Annotated in this window: 21 protein-coding genes; 10 read left to right on the forward strand and 11 right to left on the reverse strand. The window is 46.6% G+C overall.

Annotation, left to right across the window (positions count from 1 at the left end; all coding sequences use genetic code 11):
* Nucleotides 1-27: 27 nt before the first annotated feature.
* The 3 genes from MUG84_RS02100 to MUG84_RS02110 form a co-directional block, all read right to left on the reverse strand.
* Complete coding sequence (locus tag MUG84_RS02100; protein WP_244718893.1) at nt 28-1,368, reverse strand: sugar phosphate nucleotidyltransferase; 1,341 nt, start codon at nt 1,366-1,368, stop codon at nt 28-30.
* A gap of 26 nt (nt 1,369-1,394) precedes the next feature.
* On the reverse strand, nt 1,395-2,186 hold the full coding sequence (locus MUG84_RS02105) for a glycosyltransferase family 4 protein (RefSeq protein ID WP_244718896.1): 792 nt from the start codon (nt 2,184-2,186) through the stop codon (nt 1,395-1,397).
* A gap of 329 nt (nt 2,187-2,515) precedes the next feature.
* Nucleotides 2,516-3,310: a DUF6492 family protein gene (locus MUG84_RS02110; RefSeq protein ID WP_244718899.1), complete on the reverse strand. Its 795-nt coding sequence runs from the start codon at nt 3,308-3,310 to the stop codon at nt 2,516-2,518.
* 208 nt (nt 3,311-3,518) lie between these two features.
* Between MUG84_RS02110 and MUG84_RS02115 the strand changes: the two genes are divergently transcribed.
* The 6 genes from MUG84_RS02115 (at nt 3,519) to MUG84_RS02135 (ending at nt 7,868) form a co-directional block, all read left to right on the forward strand.
* A complete protein-coding gene (locus tag MUG84_RS02115; RefSeq protein WP_342346086.1) occupies nt 3,519-3,956 on the forward strand; it encodes a GNAT family N-acetyltransferase in 438 nt (145 codons plus the stop codon).
* 83 nt (nt 3,957-4,039) lie between these two features.
* Nucleotides 4,040-4,345: an RNA polymerase sigma factor gene (locus MUG84_RS27420; protein WP_342346087.1), complete on the forward strand. Its 306-nt coding sequence runs from the start codon at nt 4,040-4,042 to the stop codon at nt 4,343-4,345.
* Nucleotides 4,291-4,530, forward strand: a complete 240-nt coding sequence (locus tag MUG84_RS27425; protein ID WP_342346088.1) for an RNA polymerase sigma factor — start codon at nt 4,291-4,293, stop codon at nt 4,528-4,530. The genes MUG84_RS27420 and MUG84_RS27425 overlap by 55 nt, the downstream gene beginning before the upstream one ends.
* On the forward strand, nt 4,527-4,853 hold the full coding sequence (locus tag MUG84_RS02125) for a hypothetical protein (RefSeq protein ID WP_244718902.1): 327 nt from the start codon (nt 4,527-4,529) through the stop codon (nt 4,851-4,853). Before MUG84_RS27425 ends, MUG84_RS02125 begins: the two co-directional genes overlap by 4 nt.
* Nucleotides 4,831-7,116, forward strand: coding sequence for a carboxypeptidase-like regulatory domain-containing protein (locus MUG84_RS02130; protein WP_244718905.1), 2,286 nt, complete (start codon nt 4,831-4,833; stop codon nt 7,114-7,116). Before MUG84_RS02125 ends, MUG84_RS02130 begins: the two co-directional genes overlap by 23 nt.
* Nucleotides 7,117-7,235: 119 nt before the next feature.
* Entirely contained in the window at nt 7,236-7,868 is a 633-nt protein-coding gene (locus MUG84_RS02135) for an SGNH/GDSL hydrolase family protein (RefSeq protein WP_244718908.1), read from the forward strand.
* Nucleotides 7,869-7,955: 87 nt separating this feature from the next.
* Here MUG84_RS02135 and MUG84_RS02140 read toward each other — a convergent pair whose 3' ends face one another.
* A complete protein-coding gene (locus MUG84_RS02140; RefSeq protein ID WP_244718912.1) occupies nt 7,956-8,621 on the reverse strand; it encodes a tetratricopeptide repeat protein in 666 nt (221 codons plus the stop codon).
* A 44-nt stretch (nt 8,622-8,665) separates the two neighbouring features.
* Nucleotides 8,666-10,648, reverse strand: a complete 1,983-nt coding sequence (locus tag MUG84_RS02145) for a GTP-binding protein (protein WP_244718916.1) — start codon at nt 10,646-10,648, stop codon at nt 8,666-8,668.
* A 379-nt stretch (nt 10,649-11,027) separates the two neighbouring features.
* On the opposite strand from MUG84_RS02145, the gene MUG84_RS02150 reads away from it, so the two are divergent.
* Nucleotides 11,028-11,246: a helix-turn-helix domain-containing protein gene (locus MUG84_RS02150; RefSeq protein WP_244718935.1), complete on the forward strand. Its 219-nt coding sequence runs from the start codon at nt 11,028-11,030 to the stop codon at nt 11,244-11,246.
* 281 nt (nt 11,247-11,527) lie between these two features.
* Here MUG84_RS02150 and MUG84_RS02155 read toward each other — a convergent pair whose 3' ends face one another.
* From MUG84_RS02155 to scfA, 3 genes are all read right to left on the reverse strand, one after another.
* Nucleotides 11,528-11,854 carry an SPW repeat protein gene (locus MUG84_RS02155; protein ID WP_244718939.1) on the reverse strand — a complete coding sequence of 109 codons (327 nt, stop codon included), beginning with the start codon at nt 11,852-11,854 and terminating at the stop codon, nt 11,528-11,530.
* 330 nt (nt 11,855-12,184) lie between these two features.
* Nucleotides 12,185-13,570 (reverse strand): thioether cross-link-forming SCIFF peptide maturase, encoded by a 1,386-nt coding sequence (gene scfB, locus MUG84_RS02160; protein WP_244718942.1) that lies wholly within the window; start codon nt 13,568-13,570, stop codon nt 12,185-12,187.
* Nucleotides 13,571-13,648: 78 nt separating this feature from the next.
* On the reverse strand, nt 13,649-13,798 hold the full coding sequence (gene scfA / locus MUG84_RS02165; protein WP_244720890.1) for a six-cysteine ranthipeptide SCIFF: 150 nt from the start codon (nt 13,796-13,798) through the stop codon (nt 13,649-13,651).
* Between the two features lie 251 nt (nt 13,799-14,049).
* On the opposite strand from scfA, the gene MUG84_RS02170 reads away from it, so the two are divergent.
* From MUG84_RS02170 to MUG84_RS02180, 3 genes are all read left to right on the forward strand, one after another.
* Nucleotides 14,050-14,412, forward strand: a complete 363-nt coding sequence (locus MUG84_RS02170) for an HsmA family protein (RefSeq protein ID WP_244718946.1) — start codon at nt 14,050-14,052, stop codon at nt 14,410-14,412.
* A gap of 140 nt (nt 14,413-14,552) precedes the next feature.
* Nucleotides 14,553-14,906 (forward strand): ArsR/SmtB family transcription factor, encoded by a 354-nt coding sequence (locus tag MUG84_RS02175; RefSeq protein ID WP_244718950.1) that lies wholly within the window; start codon nt 14,553-14,555, stop codon nt 14,904-14,906.
* 187 nt (nt 14,907-15,093) lie between these two features.
* Nucleotides 15,094-16,887 carry a SulP family inorganic anion transporter gene (locus MUG84_RS02180; protein WP_244718955.1) on the forward strand — a complete coding sequence of 598 codons (1,794 nt, stop codon included), beginning with the start codon at nt 15,094-15,096 and terminating at the stop codon, nt 16,885-16,887.
* Between the two features lie 120 nt (nt 16,888-17,007).
* Here the strand turns inward: MUG84_RS02180 and MUG84_RS02185 are convergent, their stop codons facing one another.
* From MUG84_RS02185 to MUG84_RS02200, 3 genes are all read right to left on the reverse strand, one after another.
* Nucleotides 17,008-17,601, reverse strand: coding sequence for a hypothetical protein (locus MUG84_RS02185; protein WP_244718958.1), 594 nt, complete (start codon nt 17,599-17,601; stop codon nt 17,008-17,010).
* A 541-nt stretch (nt 17,602-18,142) separates the two neighbouring features.
* On the reverse strand, nt 18,143-18,979 hold the full coding sequence (locus MUG84_RS02195; RefSeq protein WP_244718961.1) for an alpha/beta hydrolase family protein: 837 nt from the start codon (nt 18,977-18,979) through the stop codon (nt 18,143-18,145).
* Between the two features lie 200 nt (nt 18,980-19,179).
* Complete coding sequence (locus tag MUG84_RS02200) at nt 19,180-19,350, reverse strand: hypothetical protein (protein WP_244718964.1); 171 nt, start codon at nt 19,348-19,350, stop codon at nt 19,180-19,182.
* Between the last annotated feature and the right edge of the window lie 254 nt (nt 19,351-19,604).

Genomic DNA, 19,604 nt, shown 5'->3' on the forward strand with positions numbered 1-19,604 from the left:
ATAAATGTATATTTATTACCATTCAAACTACCAGTCTATTACGAATCGAGTGATATCTTCTTGAGCGAGTTCCTTACCGAGCAGGACTTCCATCAGCTCAAGATCGGTAACTGCCTTTATACCATGCTTGATGCCAGCTGGAATTTGTAAAACATCGCCCGCCTGCAGCTTATATAGTCTATCCTCCATTAGGATCTCCGCGCTGCCCATCACAATCGTCACGATTTCTTGCCGTTTGAGATGCTGGTGATAGCTCGTATATTTTCCTTGGGTGAGCTTCACTTTCTTGATCATGGCTTCATTTCCTTTTTCATCTTTCCAATAATTCAGGATCTGATAGGAGCCCCATCTTTTCTCCTCATACATTGGAATCTGTGGCACTTGTGGGAGCCTTTCCTTGATTCGATTGGCTTTATCCTTGTTAGCGATCAAAATGCCATCAGAGCTTGCCGCAACAATGGTATCCGGGACACCAATAATTTCAATGAAATAGGGAAGTTCGTTAATGAGATGGGTATTAGTGGAATCATCCGATATTCGCCCTGATCCGATCACCCGATCCTCAAAATGACCGCTTAGCGCCATCCAGCTCCCCAGATCAGTCCAATATCCTTTATACCCCATAACAACGGCAGGCAGTGTGACCTCAACGACTTCCTGATCGAAGCTGGCATTTGGAAGTTGTTCGTAATTAGCCAGCCAATGCTCAACTTGGAGAGGATGCCCCTTGGCCTTCAAATACGTCAGCATGAATCTCAAGGGGAATGCAAATACACCGCAGTTCCACATCGCGTGATGCTCGATTAAGCGACTGGCCGTTTGCTCATTAGGCTTTTCTACGAACTGGTGGATGAAAGAATATTCGTCATTCTCCTTGGGCAGAACGGGAACGATATAGCCGAACTGATCAGAAGGATAAGTAGGCTTTGTTCCGAGAAGAGCAAGATCTGCCTTAGAACGTGAAAGGACACCCGGAAAGTGATGGAGCAGCCGGAAAAACGGAGTATCTACGTAAGTATCCACCGGAAGAATACAAATCGTTTCATTTGGATCTACTTGCAGCTTCTCATGAAGATAACTTGCAGCTAAAGCGACGGCTGTGAAAGTTCCCCTTTTATAAGGTTCGCTTATAATAGGGATGTTCTCACCAACATAGTTACGCGTAATTTCCACTTGACTGTGATGAGTGACGATACACGTGGATTGAAGCAGTCCCACTTCATCCAATTGTCTGCATATCCGTTCAATCATCGATTCTCTGACTCCATCTTCGGATTTCAAAAGCCGAAGAAACACCTTGGAACGAATCTCGTTAGATAAAGGCCATAGTCTTTTTCCAGATCCCCCGCACAATAGTACAATTCGCAAGCTAAATACTCCTTCCTAGGGGAACATCACCCTTCATCCTTATTTTTCTTGGCCCCAATTACTTCTTCAACCGCATGCTTCATTAACACCCCCGCCCGATCCCAGGATAAGCGAAGCACATCTCTTCTCCCTTGGAGTCCTTTTCGTTTGCAAAGCTCGGGATTTTCATATGCTTTCCTCATGTTCTTTTTCAAGCTGTTCAGATCCGGTTCCGCCCAAAGTTGTCCCTTTTGCACAAACAGGTTGCTGAACTTTCTCGAGATGGCGCTGTTCATGCTGCTTGACGGGCTCCTCAGCTGGTACGGAATCAGGAACGAGTTACCCGGCGAAAGGAAATCCATTTGCCCGCCCCAACCTGTAGCGATGACCGGTACGCCGCTCGCCAAAGCTTCTAAAAAAGGCAGTCCGACACCCTCGCCACGAGTGGGGAGGACGAAGGCATCGGCGAGCGTATACAAACCTTTTTGCTGGCTTTCACTGAGATGGCGGCCCAGAATGACAACAGGGGCTGTATCTTTTTGAATTCCCAGTCTTTTTTTGTATTGCCATATTTTTTGTTGAATCCATTTCTCGTTCTCTTGAGCCGCATATCCGTTCGTTTTGATCACAAGAATGACGTTATCCTTAGAGGAGAACTCCTCCCAGTAAGCTTTTAGCAAACCCTCCGGATTTTTGCGATGCTGAAAGCCGAATACAGATACGAACGTAAACTTGCCTGCCGCACTCGGCAAAAGCATCTTCTTATTGTTCGGATGAAACTCCTTGGTGTCTACGCCATGGGGAACAATGAAAATCGGGACTTTCACACCGCTTCTCATTAGTGCCCTCTTATTATGCTGGGAGGGTACACAAATCGCATCAAATTTGTTCATATGGGAAAGCCAGCTTTGGGGGGTCCTACTTGTTTCCCAAACGGTATTCAAAATAATGAAATCATACATACTGCGCTCTTTCTTCCACTCGATGCTACTAGGAATATGGTGATAAATTAGCGCCTTTTTGCCTTGGGAGTCGTTTATACGATGGTTTGAGGCACCTATACTAACGGCTACACCCTGCCGCTTTAGAGATTGTGCATACGCTCTACTGGCACGGCCAAGTCCGCTTAATTTGTGGACGGGTCCCTTCCAGACAACATAATAAGGCTTCATTTGGTTATCATCTTAGAAGATTTAAGATACCCTTTACGTTTGTGAAAAGAAATGGATCGATATGTTTTTGTCAGAGAAGACATCTTGGAAGGTGAAATTTGAGGAAAACTCAAATGTAAGCTCTTGTTGTTTGCTTGCTTCAGAATCATCTTCCCGGGCGTAGACGAATAAAGATAATTTCCATACGTTTCAAATTCAGAGAAAGCAAATTGCTTGGATTTATTCATACTTCTTATAATTGCGGAGTACCAGCTTGTGTTATGTTTAGACTCAATCGCTTGCTTTAACTGCTTTACTTTTGATTTCTCAAACAACATGTAATGGGTAACGAAGGATAATCGAGAGGAGCGGCCTTTTCCCATCAATTTTTTATACGTAGTGAAGTATTCGCCCTGACTCCAGTTTCTGCAGAAAAACACGGTCTTGTCGCCGACCCTGAAGACGTGCGGACGAATGAGCACGGTATCGGCATCAATAACCAAATAGTACTTTGATGAGCACAACTTATCGCCGCCCAGCTTAAGCAGCTGCTGATAAAGCCACCCAGACCGATCCCACGTTTTGGATTGATAATGGATGTCCTTCTTCGTTATTGGCAGAACCGTATCTTCATGGACGAATCTACACCCTTTTTTCAAACAAAGATCAAGAATTCTTTGCTTCCGCGGAGCCACAATCATGATTTCGCGGATAGGGTGCTTTACATACTTCCTCACTCCATCAATGACATGGGGGAGTGTCGCTAGATCTTTCTCAATCGCTGGGATTAACACATCAATTGGGGCTGTCATTTGATCATCTCCATAATCAAATATATGGATTATCATATGCTGGAAAAATGAAACGGAGTGGGTATAGTGAGATTGAAAAACACAAAAGTTAGCATGACATTCATGCCCGCAGCTTATGAGTTGATTGCAGAGGGTTGAAATTCTCCGCCCGAAAGGTTACATTAACGGAACGAAAGCTCTCAGGAGCAAGAAGATGTGGAGGTTATAAATGATGCTATTGAACATAAAGTCATACATATACAAACCGGAGGTTGCCGAGCTGTTTTCTTATGCGGTGTTCCCGGATGACCAATCGGTCGAGAAGACCATACGCGAATACGAAAGCAACGAAGACTGGCAGCTGTACGGCTATGAAGACGGAGAACTGCTGGTTGGATTAACCGGATATGAGAAATCGGGAAGCGAGGTCATTCTCCGCCATATCGCGGTCATACCGGAAAATCGCGGGCTTGGCTACGGAAGAGGAATGATCCTGGAGATCATGACCAAGGAGAAGCCGGAACGGGTGATCGCGGAAACAGACGAGGAGGCCGTGGATTTTTACCGGAATCTCGGATTTGTCGTCAGCAGTTTGGGCGAGCAGTACCCGGGAATCGAACGCTTCCGCTGTGTCTATGAGGTAGAAAACGAAGAAGATGAGAACTAAGAAAAAAGCTCCGTCATCAGCAGCGGCAGCATGAGATGGCTTCCTTTGGAAGCCGTCTTTTTTTGTTTTCTTTTTGAAAAAAAATGCAACCAAACACCATTTTCATGCATCATTATAGCAGGGGGGAGGAAGCCGGACTGGATATCATACCTGGACTGAAACAAAAGGATGAGGAAGCGCTTCGACAGCTGATGCGGTTATATGGAAATGATCTGCTGCGTACCGCTTATTTGCTGCTGCGGGACCGGCATGAGGCTGAAGAAGCCGTACAGGATAGCTTTGTACTCGCTTTTGAGCGGATCAGGCAGCTAAAGGACGATATGAAGCTCAAAAGTTGGCTTATCCGGATCGTCGTGAACCGCTGCCGCATGAGACAGAGAACCCTTTAAGCTACATCTACCGCGAAGTGATTACGCTTCATTATTTTCAGGAATGGAGTGTTAATGAAATCGCGGAGCATTTGAATCTGAACAGCAATACGGTCAAGGCCAGACTTGCCAGAGGCCGGCATGCTCTAAGACAGACTTTGGAGAAGGAGGGGGACATCGAATGGATCAAGGGGAGTCAAATGTGAAACAAGAACTTGACTGGGAGCTCTCCGGCCTTCAGTTTGGTAAGCAGGCCGAGGTCATCCGGAGAACCCATCCCTCGACTTTAAAGGACCGTTTGCGTTCCTTTTGGAATAAAGAGCTGGAGCTCCCAGTAATTCCGCTGGGGACTGCGATTGCGCTGCTATTGACGGCGGTATACCTATATCATGCGGTTCGGGAGCCCAAACAAGCCCCTGTTTCCGGTGAAGCAAAGCAGCGCGAATTGATTGAAACGGGAGGCAGCTTTTATTGGAAGGACGAATTTGAAAGGAGGCTGGCCCGAATTGAAAATCCGGATCAAAGTTAAGCATGTAGTCTATATTCTGGGTCTCTTCCTGGTGCTTATTGTCGGTTTAAATTACGGGACATCACCTGCTCAGAGGATGGCAGAAGCAGACCGGGGCTCAAGGCAGGCGGATGCGGAGAAAAAAGAGGAAATCTTACGCAGCATTGACGCGGCCAAGCCGGACGAGAAGCTGAAGCTGATTGAGGAACATATGCTGAATGATCGTAGCAGCAACTTGCCCCGTATGTACGATGTTTATATTGGCCCGGGCGGAACCATGTTCAGCGGACGATCCATGGAGGTGGATACCCGGCCGGAATTCAATCTGAAAGAGATGGTTCCTTATCTGGAGTTCTATGTACAGTCAGGAAGCTCGGATCCGGATGTCAGCACAGCGGCGAAGCTGCTGGCCTATTATTATGAGGGTTCGGGACAATGGGATAAGGCTTCGCAAATGCTGGAAAATGCCCTGGAACGCCTGCACATTACCCAATACACCTATGCAAGGAATGAACTGATCTTTATGCAGGTCAAACTGGCCGCAGAGCAAGGACAATACGACGAACTGCTTCAGCTAAGCGAAAAACTGATCCAGGAGAATAAAAATCAGGTCAATCCAGATACCATGGCACAACTATCTGAATATCTGGCGCAGTATGCCTTGGTCAAAGGGAAAGCTCCTGAAGTGCTGAAATGGATCCAGACCAAGATGGAGCAGCAGCAAAAGCAGACTACCGATGAACGTGTACACAATTTGTATACGGATCAGCTTATGGAGATCCAGAATCGTTTGAGCAAGCTCACTTCCGGCGGGAAGAAGGCTCTGACGGAGGTTACTGGCACCATAACCAAATCCAATGGGGAGCCGGTCGCTTATGCAGGCGTATTTCTGCGGAGGCAGGAAGATGACAACCACAGTATCAATGAATCGGAGCCTTATCAAACCATGACCAATGAACATGGCGAATACTCGTTTGAAGGTGTGCTTCCCGGAAGCTATAAGCTGTATCTGGGGCTCAATATTAGCCAGATCAATGGATGGACTTGGCCTGTGCTTGCGGATGACGGCTGGATCGATCTGAAGGGGCAGGCCAAAGTTCAGGAAAATGTCGTCTTTCAGCCGCTGATGAAGCTGAAGTTCCCTGTCAACGAAGAGGTTATAAGGGATAAAGCGCTGACTTTTGAGTGGGAACCCGTGGCGGGTGCCGCATACTATAATCTGAATGTAGGCATGAAACTGAAATCAGGTTCATCCAGTCGTACGGTCAAACAAGGCATTGTCACCTCCCGGGTACAAATTCCTGTCCAGGACTTGTATGACCAAATATCGGGTGTATCCTCCTATTCGAACGGAAACGAAAAGGTGCAGCTCGATCCGCTGTCCTTGCTCGGGTATGCCAATACGAAGAACCAATTTTCATGGGGCGTCGAAGCATACAGTGCTGACGGCAAACTGCTGACGCGAAGCGACGGATACCGCTTGAGCAATGACTTGACGGGAAATCTACCCTTCTTCTATTTGAAGGAACGGAAGATGACAGATGCTGACAAGACGCTGCTTAGCGGCAAGCTGGATAAGGCGGAGGCCATGTACAAAGCGGATGCCGACCGTGACCCGACGGATATGCATGCCCTGCATATGATGCTGACGGTCCTTGAGGGGAAAATGATGCTGATTCGGGGAGATGGCAAGGCGGATACCGATACGAAAAAAGCTTTGGAAGCCCAGCAGGTCGAAATTCTGGAGCGGCTGGTTGAGCTGTATCCTACGGATGTGTATTACAATTGGCTCTCCGATTATTATTTTAAACAGGCAGATTGGAATAACTATAACCGTTACTATACACTTGTGAAGTCTGTGAGCCGAATGAAGGACAACAGCTATTCAGATGGTAAGCATGGGATCGCCCTTATGAAGCAGGAAAAACCCGATGAGGCTGCTGTGTATTTTAAAGAGTCAGTCGAAAACGACTCGAGTCACCGATTTATCGGTACTTACCTGGCACTGCATCTATTCATGGGCGACTCACTGGATGAAGGAATTCAGCTGGCAGCAAAATATCCTGACCGGATGATGTATAACAACCCGCTTAATTGGGAGGAGCTGCTCCTAGCGATGAAGCGGGAATCTACGGGGAAACGTGACTACAGCGCTGTGCTGAAGGACAAAATCAGACTTTACATCCAAGGTAAAGACGAAGAGTTGAAACTCTGGCAACCTTCTGCGGATTCAGGTCTTACTGCGATGAAAAAGTTTATGGATGCACTCCAGCAGGTTGGCTGACATAGACAGTTATTGATTTTCATAAATTCTGAAGCTGACCGGAGTCATTGTCCCTTACCTCTTCCCGACCCCTTTCATACACTGATATGAACGAGGACACGTTGGAGGGAGAGAAGGTTATGGCAATTCCATATACGGCAGTCGGGGATTCGTTGACGGTCGGCTTTGGAGCCATGCCGGGAAACGGCTTTGTACCGGTATACCGGAGCATGGCGGAACGGAAACTCGGTGAGTTTGTATCGCATGAGAACTTCGGCATCAACGGGCTAACTTCATCCCAATTGTACGCAAATATGAAGCGCAGCGCACACCTTCGTAATTCACTAAAGGAAGCGAAGATCATCACCATTTCGATCGGTGGCAATGATTTAATAAGAGCTGCGAAAAGCGCACCACCACAAAATATCACACAGCATTTCAACAAAGCGCTCTCTCAGTGCCAATCCAATTTCTCAGGGATTATGCAAACCATTAACCAGCTCAAATCAGGCAGAAGTTCTCCTTATATAGTGCGCGCGGTGGGACTGTATAACCCCTACCCGCAGGTGGAGGCGGCGACGCTGTGGGTTCAGCAGTTCAACAGCTATATCAGCGGACATTGGGGTGCGGGATATGCTGCGGCCAATATTTTCTCATCCTTTTACGGACGCGAAAAAGAGCTGCTGTCCCTCGATCATCTTCATCCGAATGGCAGGGGCTATAAAGTCATCGCTGACCACTTAAATCGAATGGGATACTATCCGCTGGCATAAGGTGCGTAAGCAATGGAAAGAACGATGAAAACAGACCCTCAGAGGTCTGTTTTTTATGGAGGCCATCAGCGCTCCTATCGGATCGATTTATTTCTTCATCATGCTGCGAACAGCCCATTTCCGTTCCTGCCGCTTTTTGTATTTGGGAAGCGAGCGGTAGATGTCGATCGATTCCTGAAAGGCAGCCTTGGCGTCATCTTTTCTGTCGAGTGACTTATACATCATGCCAAGCAGGTAATACCCTTCGCAGGAGGAGGACTGGATATCCTGAAAGCGATGCACGTAATCCACAGCTTTGTCACGGTCGCTGTTTTTGTATACTTCTGCGAGCCGAAGATAAGGTTGTCCGTATTTCACTCTCGGATTCAGCTCCAGGGCTTTCAGAATATAGGCTTCGCCTTGCTGGATGTGACCCTGCCGCAAATACACGGTTCCAAGATCATCCCAGAATTCTGCTGAATCCTCGGACTGGGACTCGATCGACTCGAGTAATTTTTGCGCTTCTGCATCTTTTTTACGGTCAATCAGCAATCTTGCCAGCTCATGCTTGGATGAAACATCATTTGGATTCATGCTGATCTGGGTGCGCAGTCTGGAGATTTGCCCCATCTGTTTAAACGGCTTGGTCAAGCTTGGAAACACACCGACAAAACGTCGGTCTAGCAAATACACGATCACCAGTAGAATAAGAATGGCCAGGAAAGGATTTCCCAGCAGCCTCGATAATAGAACGAATCCGAAAATTTTTCCCATATATGTCCTCCTCAAACATTTGACTTCAAAAAGATAGAAGCTCTTTATGTCGATAACGCGCTGCGTACACTAAGTATATATTTCGATTGGTCCAGCGGATTCACTCCATGACGCTTCCGCTCGGCTTGAACATCCGGCGGACATGCCTGGTACCCGAAGAATGAGGAAGCCATGACACCTTTGCCGCTGGTCATCGAGCGGAGTCTGACTGGATATTCCAGTGAAGTGGCTGCAGGGATGATACCTTCAATGATGCATCTGCCATGAATGACGGAGGGAGCTTCGAACTCTGCTCTCATCTGTACTAGCTCACTCAGGATTTTGCCTCCGAATTCCTCCGGAACAGTAATCCGGAAGCGAAGCATCGGCTCAAGCAGGGTGGTTCCTGTGCTAGCCAATCCATTCATAATGCCCATTGGCGTAGCAACGACAAAGTCGAGCGGATGGGTATGCCATACATGATGTTCACCTTCGATTAGGGTCACTTTCAGATCGGTGACTTCCCATCCATACAGTCCCTGCTGCAGTGCTTCCGGCACACGTCGCTTCACTTCGTTCTGGTAGCTGGACAGCAGATGCTCGCTGCGCACTACCGAGCTGTAGATCAGGCCGCTGCCGCGGGGCAGCGGCTCGATGGCAAAACGTAGAATTGCCCAGCAGGGCTTGGGCATGGTATAAGCGATGAAGCCTTCTCCGGCTTGAGCCGGCGTTTCCTTATAGATGATGGATGGCTGACTGAACTGGGCCTCCAGACCAAAGCGGGTGAGCAGCAAGCTGGAAAGGATTTCGAGCTGAATGGCACCCATGACTTTAACATGCAGCTCACGCTCGGACTGCAGCCACTGCAGATCCAGCAGCGGGTCTTCCTCGGTCAGCTCATGTAGAGCTTCTACAAGTTCCTGATACCGGGACTCATCCTTGGCTTGAACTTGAACGGTCAGGAGCGGAACAGCCAAGGAAGGCGAAGGCGGAATGCCGATGGGGCTGCCGAGAATATCGCCGATCTGTGACTGGCTGAGTCCATACACGGCCGCAATATCTCCAGCCTGAAGCTGGCCAAGATCGGTATATTTTTGGCCGTTCATTTTACGGATTTGCGTTACCTTCTCTTGAACTTCGCGAGTCAGGTTCGTAACGGCATCCCTGTTCTTCAAGGATCCACGATAGAGACGAACGAATGATGTGCGTCCCATCTGCTTGTCTCGCTCAATTTTAAAAACGATGCCGGACAGGGCTTCCATTTCATCGCCTGCAGGGGCAGGCAAATATTCGATTGCCGCATCGAGCAGTTCGCGGATTCCAAGCCCACGCTGTGAGGAGCCGAAGCAAACCGGGAACAGCTTCGCTTCGCGGCTGAGTGCTTGAAGTTTTTTATGAAGCTCAGTCGATGAAATCTCTTCTTCGTCAATGATGCGGCTGAGTATGTCATCATCCAGATCAGCAACCTTTTCCAAGACAAGGCCAGGGGTGAAACCAAAGCCGTTTTCAATCGCTTCTCCGTTCCAAACAGGCATAATTCCTGTAAACTCCTCGCCTTCGCCGAGCGGGGTCTGCAAGGGGACGGTATGAACGGTAAGTAGCCTGTTTATGTCCTGCATCACTTGCGCGATGGAAACGCCGAGGCGATCCATTTTATTGACGAAAATTAGTGTGGGAATTCCCATCGTCCGCAGGGCATGCCACACCGTTTCCGTCTGGGATTGTACGCCTTCTGCGGCCGAGATAATCAGGATGGCACCGTCCATGACACGCATGGAGCGTTCGACTTCCGATAGAAAATCGACATGTCCGGGAGTATCAACCAGGTTAATGTGAATGCCTTTCCACATAAGGGATGTAGCAGCGGAACGTACGGAAATGCCGCGTTCCCGCTCGATTTCGAGTGAATCCGTCTGTGCGGTTCCTTGATCGACACTTCCGAGAGCACGGATGGCACCACTTTCGTACAGCATATGCTCTGTTGTTGTCGTCTTGCCTGCATCCACGTGTGCGAAGATGCCTATATTTCTAAGAGTTTGCGCTGTCATAAAATTATGTAACACTCCATCTCGTTTTTCAAAATAAATGAGGTCGATATTCGTTTTTATTAAGATATCAGAAAGTATTACCTCGCTGGAAATGCATCATGATATCGCAAGAAAAACTTCTGCTAAAAGCGGTCTGTCTTCTGTGAAAGTACGTCGATATTCGTTTTTATTATAGCATGCTAAATCCCTCCGGGATGAAGGATTAGGTTCATATTTTCCCCGCAGAGTGACGATACCATGTCTATGTAACTATGATGTGTGTTAAATCAAAGGAAAATGTATTTATTTGCCAAAATAAACAAGGACCTTTAGGACTGATTTTATAAATGGGATGAAAAGAAGGAGGCCATCCGCCGATAAATTAGTTGAGGTGATACGGATGGCCAAAAAAGGACAGACTTTCTGCACTTACAGTTTGGATACCAAGAAGAAGGCTGTGGACATGCGTCTTCAAGGAATGACCAAAAAAGAAGTGGCCGAAGCGTTGGGAATAGCCGATATCGGCCGATTGAAGGTATGGATGAGAAAATACCGAGAGCAAGGGGACTCCGGATTAATAGACCAGCGGGGACGTTCCAAAGAAACGCTTCACATTTAAGAAATGAAAAATGAAATGGTATTCTTGAATAACAAAGGGGAGAGAAGAGAGGCCTGATAATGGGGCTTCTTTTTTCTGTGTAAAAATACTGACGCAATAACGAGCATGCTCAAAATACATCGTCTTCGGAGAAAAAAGTACGATACGTAAAAAAAGAAGGGACCCTGCTCTAACGACCGGGATCCCCTCTTTTTTGTTGTGACGCTTGCGCGGTACCCAGGTGAATGGACGCCCCTGTTGGCTAACAGCGGTCTTGCTTAGGCGGTCAGACAATTCTGTTGTTAATCTTTAGCTGACAGGGTGATTAAATTGAGGAGAACGGTTACTCCGCCGAGGATAATGCTGCTCCACATCACATTGGATTCGACGGAATAAACAAACGGAAACACAATAAACCAGGCACCGGCCAGGAGGGAAATCCAGTTTTGCCAGGAACCCCATCCTGAGCTGGAGAACGCCCATAAGGATACAATCAACTGAACGGCTCCGACAATCACACTCGTCCAAAGCGCTCCCTTGTCATCGGAGTAGCCCGCAATCCAGGGCGCAATAATAAACCAGATACCGATTAGAGCGACAATGGTATTATCGACGCTTCTTAACTTCATCCACACACCTCCGTTTAAAATCAATGCCAACACGATGGTACGTAAAAATCATATGCAATAAAATGTGGATGATTACAAGAATATGTAAAAAAGGACAGGCATAACAACAAAAAGCGACTTTTGAATGGTTAATCACCATTAGAAATCTATATCTTTTAGCAAAATTTAATGATGGAATAAGAATTCTTTCATGTTTCATCGGACAAGTTTCTGTATATTTATATGTATAACCCCCTTTGATATATATACGGACTTGACCCTGCCGATGAGGAATCAGCAGGGTTCTTTTTTTAGATATCAGGCGGCACAAAAAACGGGGAGCCGGCTAGATTACCCCTCCATCGCTCTTATGGATTCAGCAACCTTCACCATCATGGAACATTCGACTCTCTTGCGGAAGATGTCACAGCTGAAGTCGTAGGTTCCGCCCAGGGAACCCGTCGCGTGCAGCGCATTGGCAGGACAGCCGCCGCTGCAGTAAAGTTTCGCCCAGCAGTCCTTGCATTCCAGCTTCGAGTAGCAGTTGCTCTTTTTAAATTGGCATTGCAATTGAGGTCGTGTGATCCCATCCCAGATGTTTCCCATGCTGTACTCTTCATCCCCGACAAATTGGTGGCAAGGGAAAAGTTCACCCCACGGCGTAACAGCGAGATATTCGGTTCCTGAACCACAGCCGGTAATTCTCTTCTGGATGCAAGGGCCTTCCGAAAGGTCAAGCATGTAATGATAGAAGGTAAATCCCTTGCCTTGCTCACCACGCTCGATCATTTCCTTGGCGAGAATTTCGTACTGGTTGTAAATCTCCGGGAGGTCCTTCTCGGTAAGTGCATAGGGTTCCCGTGGATCACAGATGACTGGTTCCATCGAGATTTTATCAAAACCCAGGTCTGCAATATGAAATATATCATTGGTGAAATCGACATTGTTACTAGTGTAGGTTCCTCGTACATAGTATTCTTGATCTCCGCGCTTTCGGACGAATTCCTGGAACTTCGGAACAATATGATCGTAGCTGCCTTTTCCGGTAACCGTAGTGCGAAGCCGGTCATGAACTTCTTTTCTACCATCCAGGCTTAATACGACATTATACATTTCCTGATTTAAAAACTCGGTGACCTCATCGTTCAGCAGCATGCCGTTTGTCGTGAAGGTGAAGCGGAACTTTTTTTTGTATTCTTTTTCTTTGCCTCTTGCATAAGCTACGATCTGTTTTACCACTCTCCAGGCCATAAGCGGTTCCCCGCCGAAAAAGTCGATGTCTAGGTTTCGGTGATGACCGGAATTCTCGAGCAGGAAATCGATAGCTCTTTGTCCAACCTCATAGCTCATAATCGCCCGATCTCCGTTGTATTTCCCCTGGCTGGCAAAACAATAGTCGCATGACAGATTACAGGTATGAGCAACATTGAGGCAGAGCGCCTTGACATACGCCTTTCGATTTCTTAAATCAATGGAAAGGTCTTCATATTCATCCTCAGTAAAGAGCTGCCCATCATTTTTAAGCTCCTCAATCGCCGCGATAGTTTCTCGGATGTCCCCTTCAGAAATCTCGGAATCGTGCTCATACTTTTTCAGCATCAATGCCAAGATTTCTTTCGCAGAAGTATGCTCATAAAGCTCTATCATTTCAAATGCTAGGTCGTCGACAACATGTACCGAGCCACTGTAGGTGTCTAGCACGATGTTGTATCCGTTTAGTTTATATTGATGAATCATAATTGTTAATCGAGCTCCTTTTACCTCTAAAAAATAGTCGCCCATCTGCGAGAAGCAGTGGGCGGTAAAGATCCGAACCTATCGGTTCATTGCGTTTTCACAGCGCTGGTTAGCAACACCGCAGGAAGTTTTGCAAGCAGACTGGCAAGATGTTTGGCATGCACCGCATCCGCCGTGTTTTGCGGTATCCTTCAGTTTGCGGGTACTGAGTGTAACGATTCTTTTCATCATGAATAACTCCTTCTGCAATTTCATTAGTTCAAAAATAAGTAATTAAATTTGTGAATAATTTCACTTGTTTCCGTGAACCATTGTAGCAACACCTTGGATGTACGTCAATTATCCCCGGGTGAACGTCAAATTGGTTGTATCTCGCTATCATCGCGTGAAAAGTAATGTTCTGTTCATACTGCGTTCATAATGCGCTGATACTATGTACTCACAAAAGAAAATACTATACTAACTTGAGGTGAACACATATGCTAGCAGCTGCGATTATTTTTATCAATTTAGCACTTGTATTTTACACGATCGGCGTATGGGGGGAGAAGCGTTCGAGTACGCTTCAAAATAAACATCTTATATTTTTCCTGTTCGGATTGATTTGCGATACGACAGGAACAACACTCATGAGCTCTTTGGCTACGAATGGCGGAAATATTGTTCATGCAATAACAGGCGGTGTAGCACTGATTCTTATGCTTATCCACGCGGTATGGGCGTTTCTTGTCAAATGGAAAGGAAGTGCGAAAGCACAGCATAACTTCCATCGTTTCAGCTTGATCGTATGGATTCTATGGCTCATTCCTTATTTCATTGGTGTAACCATGAGTATGCTATAAGGGAACCGTAAAAAGTCGTTCGCCCTTGATCTTTCCAGTAGGAGAGGTTAAGGGCGTTATTTATGTTCTGGATTAGTCCATCATTAGGAACTGTGATAAAATATCTATATATTAATGATGAAAATGTAGGAGCGAGCGTGATGATTCAGGAAATACAGCAGTTTAAAGCCGATTTCTTTAAAGCACTGGCACACCCGCTGCGGATTCGGATTTTGGAAGTGTTGTGCGAAGGAGACAAAACCGTAAACGAGATACAATCCCTACTTGGAAGTGAAGGATCTGCCGTATCCCAGCAGCTGGCCGTACTGCGGAATAAAAATGTGGTCATCGGGCGAAAGGACGGTACTTCTGTCATTTACTCCTTAACGGATCCGCTCATTAAGGATCTGCTGGGAGTAGCCAAGCAAATATTTGACAATCATCTGATTAATGCAATCAGCATGCTGGAAAATATAAAAAAAACGTCTGCTGACGAGCCTTCACTGAAGAGCTAAGAACATTTTCCATTTAATAAAAAGTAATAAAGCTGCGAGAACAGAAGTAAAGAGGGGCCTTAGGCTTCCTATGCTTCTGTTTTTGTGTTTTTCAAGGGCTAACGGTAAATTGACATCCACATAGCACACCTTTAAAATTCTATATATTCAAATAATCAAATATTCAGAATAAAGGTGAATTATTAAAATGAAATGGTTTGGAGACAGCAGATTCCAAAATTATAGCTTGCAAGCATTACAAAAAGACATGATGTCCGGGTTAATTGTCGGTATTGTCGCCATTCCGCTAGGAATGGGGTTTGCAATTGCCTCTGGAGTGAAGCCGGAATACGGCTTGTACACCACGATTATTGCAGGCATCCTGATTTCCCTGTTCGGCGGCTCCAAGTTTCAAATCGGTGGTCCCACAGGTGCGTTCATTCCTATTCTTTTTGCGATTGTGATGCAATACGGTTATGAAGACCTGCTGATCGCCGGCTTTATGGCGGGCGTTATGCTGTTCCTGATGGGACTATTTAAGCTCGGCGGTGTCATTAAGTTCATTCCGCGCCCGGTAACTATAGGATTTACAACAGGCATCGCCGTCACGATCTTTTGTGGACAGATTGCTAACTTTTTGGGGCTGCGGGGTTTGGAGAAAACAGAGAACTTTTTCTCTAGTATGAAACAAATTGTACTTCATTTTTCAACGATAAACCCATTAAGCATACTTACAGCCATAATCTGTCTTGTCATTTTGATTATAATTCCCAAATGGTTTCCTAAGGTACCTGCTTCCTTGATCGGTTTGCTCGTCTCAACCATAGTGGCTTTATTGTTCTATCCAGGCAAGGTTCAAACGATTGGTTCCACCTATGGAGCCATTTCAAACAGCCTGCCTTCGCTTCATATCCCAGAACTGTCGATAGAGCATTTGCAGACGCTGATCAAGCCTGCTTTTACAATCGCTATGCTCGGAGGCATTGAATCCCTGATGTCAGCCGTTGTTGCTGATGGTATGACGGGAACCCGGCACAACAGCAACCGGGAGCTGATGGGTCAAGGTATCGCCAATATGGTCACCCCTCTATTTGGGGGGATTCCGGCCACGGGTGCGATTGCAAGAACGGCTACAAATATTAAAAGCGGTGCTGTTTCGCCCATTTCCGGTGTTGTTCATGGTATTGTCGTCCTGCTCGTGTTGATGCTGTTCGCGCCTTACGCCTCTATGATTCCTTTGGCGAGCATGGCTCCAGTTCTGATGCTCGTCGCCTGGAACATGAGTGAACGAAAAGAATTTGCCCATATGCTCAAAACCCGGACTGCAGATTCTATCGTTCTGGTCATTACATGTGTGCTCACCATTTTTGCCGATCTGACGATTGCCGTAGAAATGGGCCTTCTACTTTCGGCCATCCTGTTTGTGAAACATATGAGCAGCCTTCTTGTTACGAAAAAAGTTCTTCCGGATCCATCGGATATCAACGCCCGAGTATCTGCCAATATGGTGGGTGAGCACCGTAACTGCCCTCAGATCAGCATCTACACAGTTGATGGAGCTCTGTTCTTCGGTGTGGCCCGCATGTTTGAACAGGCAATTATGGATGAAATCAACTACAAGCCAAAGGTGCTCATTCTCAAAATGGATAATGTGCTCTATATGGATACAACCGGTGAATCCAACTTTGCCAGCCTTGTGAAGCATTTTAAGAAACATGGCGGTATAATCATCATTTCGGAAATTCAGGATCAACCGCGCGAGGTACTGCGCAAAACAGGGCTGGACAACTTAATTGGGGCGGATCGATTCTTCGATAATACCGGTGACGCGATCCAATATGCCTTAACCAAGCTAAACAGGGCGCAATGCGCAGGCTGTAAGCAGTTCGCTTTCCGGGAATGCACTGCACTGTCAGGTTGTGCGGAAGCTGAATCTATACATGAACCCAAGAGGAATCACATTCGTTCAAGAAAGCAAGAGTTTCCGGGTATAAATAAGTAATATTGTGAGCGGATATGGACATTTCCAGTATCCTGACTTTAAAGAGACGACGCCCATGCTGGGTGAACATGGAAAACGGATACGCCTGTTTTTAGGCGTATCCGTTTATTTTGTCATCTGCTATTTTTGGTAAGCTTTCATTTTTAACTGGTCCTTGTGTTGAAGTGACTTATATAGATGAGGGTGGATTTTGTACCAGCTTGCATGTTTGAAGACATCTGCGTAATTTTCCACTGGAGTCTTCATAGCGGCTTCACCCTTTTTCCAGTCCACGCGGTTCACTGCGATTCTAACCAGCTCTTTACTGGTGTTTTTCCCGTTTGCCGGGTCAGGATTACCATACAGGCAAACCTCCACCGTACCTATACCGTCATTTTCAAACAGAATTTGGCTGTAGGCCAAAAGTGTATTTGCCGCATCCATCATCCATTGGTCCGGGCTCGCCGCATCATGCTTCAGGTCCACAGTGACTGTTTTATTGTTTGCTCCCTGAAGCTGGATGTCTTTGGCCTGTGCAACGTTCATGACTCCTTCGCCGGATACGTCGACAAGAACTTGCTTAACGTTCTCACGGGTGACTTCAGCATTGGACCAGACGTCCTTTTTCTGCGCTGCGTTGACTTTGGCTGGATCTGTATTCCGCGAACAGGAAGCCAGCAGTAAGCACGCAGCAATCATCATGCAAATTACCTTTAAAGGCGATCTGGGCTGCAACTTCATCCCCCTTTCTCTAAAGCATGATACAAATTGAAGTCTATCAGAAGCGGAACCAGAATGGAATACATAAACAATTTATGACAATCTAGACAAAATACCGTTACAAATTTTTAACTCTCACATCTACTAATGCTAGAAAGGAGGGAGTCTTATGAAGAGACATTCATTCGCACGTAATCGTGTAATTCGTCTTCGCAGAGGCCAGTCCGTCAGATTATTCTGCGGTACTCCACTGATCACCCGCTGCCGCCACTAAACCTTCTTGCAGCAACACAGTCAAGCGGCGCCGGGATTCCGCCGCTTTAATATATGTGGATATTTTATTTATATGCAAGAACGGATTATTATCATCAGGTTGCGCAGCATTGTTTGATTTTATTTAAGCGCTAACTTTGGCGTTTTGTTTTCATGGAATCAAATGGACAGGAGTGGCGGACAGAGCACATCCCAGGCTGTGCCTCCGGACGAACATCCATGGATTGAGGAGTTTGGCTGCACGGCCAGATACCGCCGGAGATGCCATTCTTTTGTGCAAGGCTCAGTGGTTCCGAATCCACGTAAACATCCTTTCAATAGCTTTTATATGAACTTCAACAGGCATATGATGGCCATATCCTTCATACCAATGGAGATCAACATCCTTGCCTAGTTCTTTCAGCCGTTCGTACATGCGGAGACCATGGCTGTTATGAACCTGCGCATCTTCGCTGCCGTGAATAATCAGTACCGGACAGTGTATACGTTCAGCCATGCAGATCGGAGAACGTGCCTCGTATATGTCCGGATATTTGTTCGGATTTCCGACGACCCTTTTCAGCATCCGGCGCAGATCGATCCGTTCCTCATAGGTACGGGAAAGGTCTGAAACGCCGCCCCAAAGGACAAGCTGCGAGAGGTATGATGTTTCCGCTGCCGTAAAGGCCGCATTTATGGAGCCACGGGAGAAACCCATCGCCGCAATGTGGTCCCGATCGACAAAAGGTAGGCTTGCCAGCAAACGGCAGGCGGCCGGAACATCCTCCATGTCCCCACCGCCGAACTCATCCCGGCCTTCTCCACCCTGCGTACCGCGGTAAGTGGGGGCAAAGACGATAAATCCGCTGCGCGAGAACCGCTCGAGCCATTCGATTTTCACCTGGCCGACTCTGCCGATTCCCCCTCGACAATAGATGAGAACAGGCCACTTCCGTTCGGTGATATTCTTCTGTTCCGGATCGATATTGTTCGTGATAACCGTCATTGGCATTTCCGTTTTGCCATAGAGCTGGTGAACCTGAGCCTTCAGCTTATCGAGGTCAAGCGTATAGCCATATGGAAGAGAAAGATAACCTTTTACGTTGTATTCGCTAGAACGATATGTCAAGTGAATGATCATGTTTGTCAGCTGCCTTTTTAAAATTGCTTCTTTTGAGTGTGGGATATGCACATTCCCATTCAAGTATGTTCAATGATTGTACCTCTACTGGAGAGAAAAGAGAAGGAACGTACTCGGATCTATCAAATGCAAGCACAAATAAAGGGGCTGGATATCCAGCCCCTGATACATGTTCAATATTTAAAAGTCGTTATGAGACCTTATGATTGTCCCGACAAGAACACAATGAGGCAGAATGCCGACATCAGGGACGAATAGTAGACGGAATATTGTGTTCTCTTCTTATTGTTGTTGTCGAGCAGATTGAACATAAACAGAAAGCTAAGCACAGGAACGAGCAAGTAAGCCGTGTACAGAATGATTGTCGCCATTCTTAACACCTCCAAGGATGAAATTGTTGGCATATTCATTAAGATATTGCCATGCTTTTATACTATCACGCTTTTACGCATTTGTGTAAAAAAGTTTTTAGGAACATAAAATCGGGCGCCCCTTTCGGGACGCCCTTTCATGGGAGAGGAGAAACCGGACGAAGAGCTTATGGGGAAACGTAAGCTTTCCGCGGTTGTCTACGACATTCTTTTGATGTCGATAGTTAAAGCATTCCCCGGATAAGCCGTTTTAT

This window comes from Paenibacillus mangrovi, assembly GCF_022898935.1.
Classification (GTDB): Bacteria; Bacillota; Bacilli; order Paenibacillales; family Paenibacillaceae; genus Paenibacillus_AQ; species Paenibacillus_AQ mangrovi.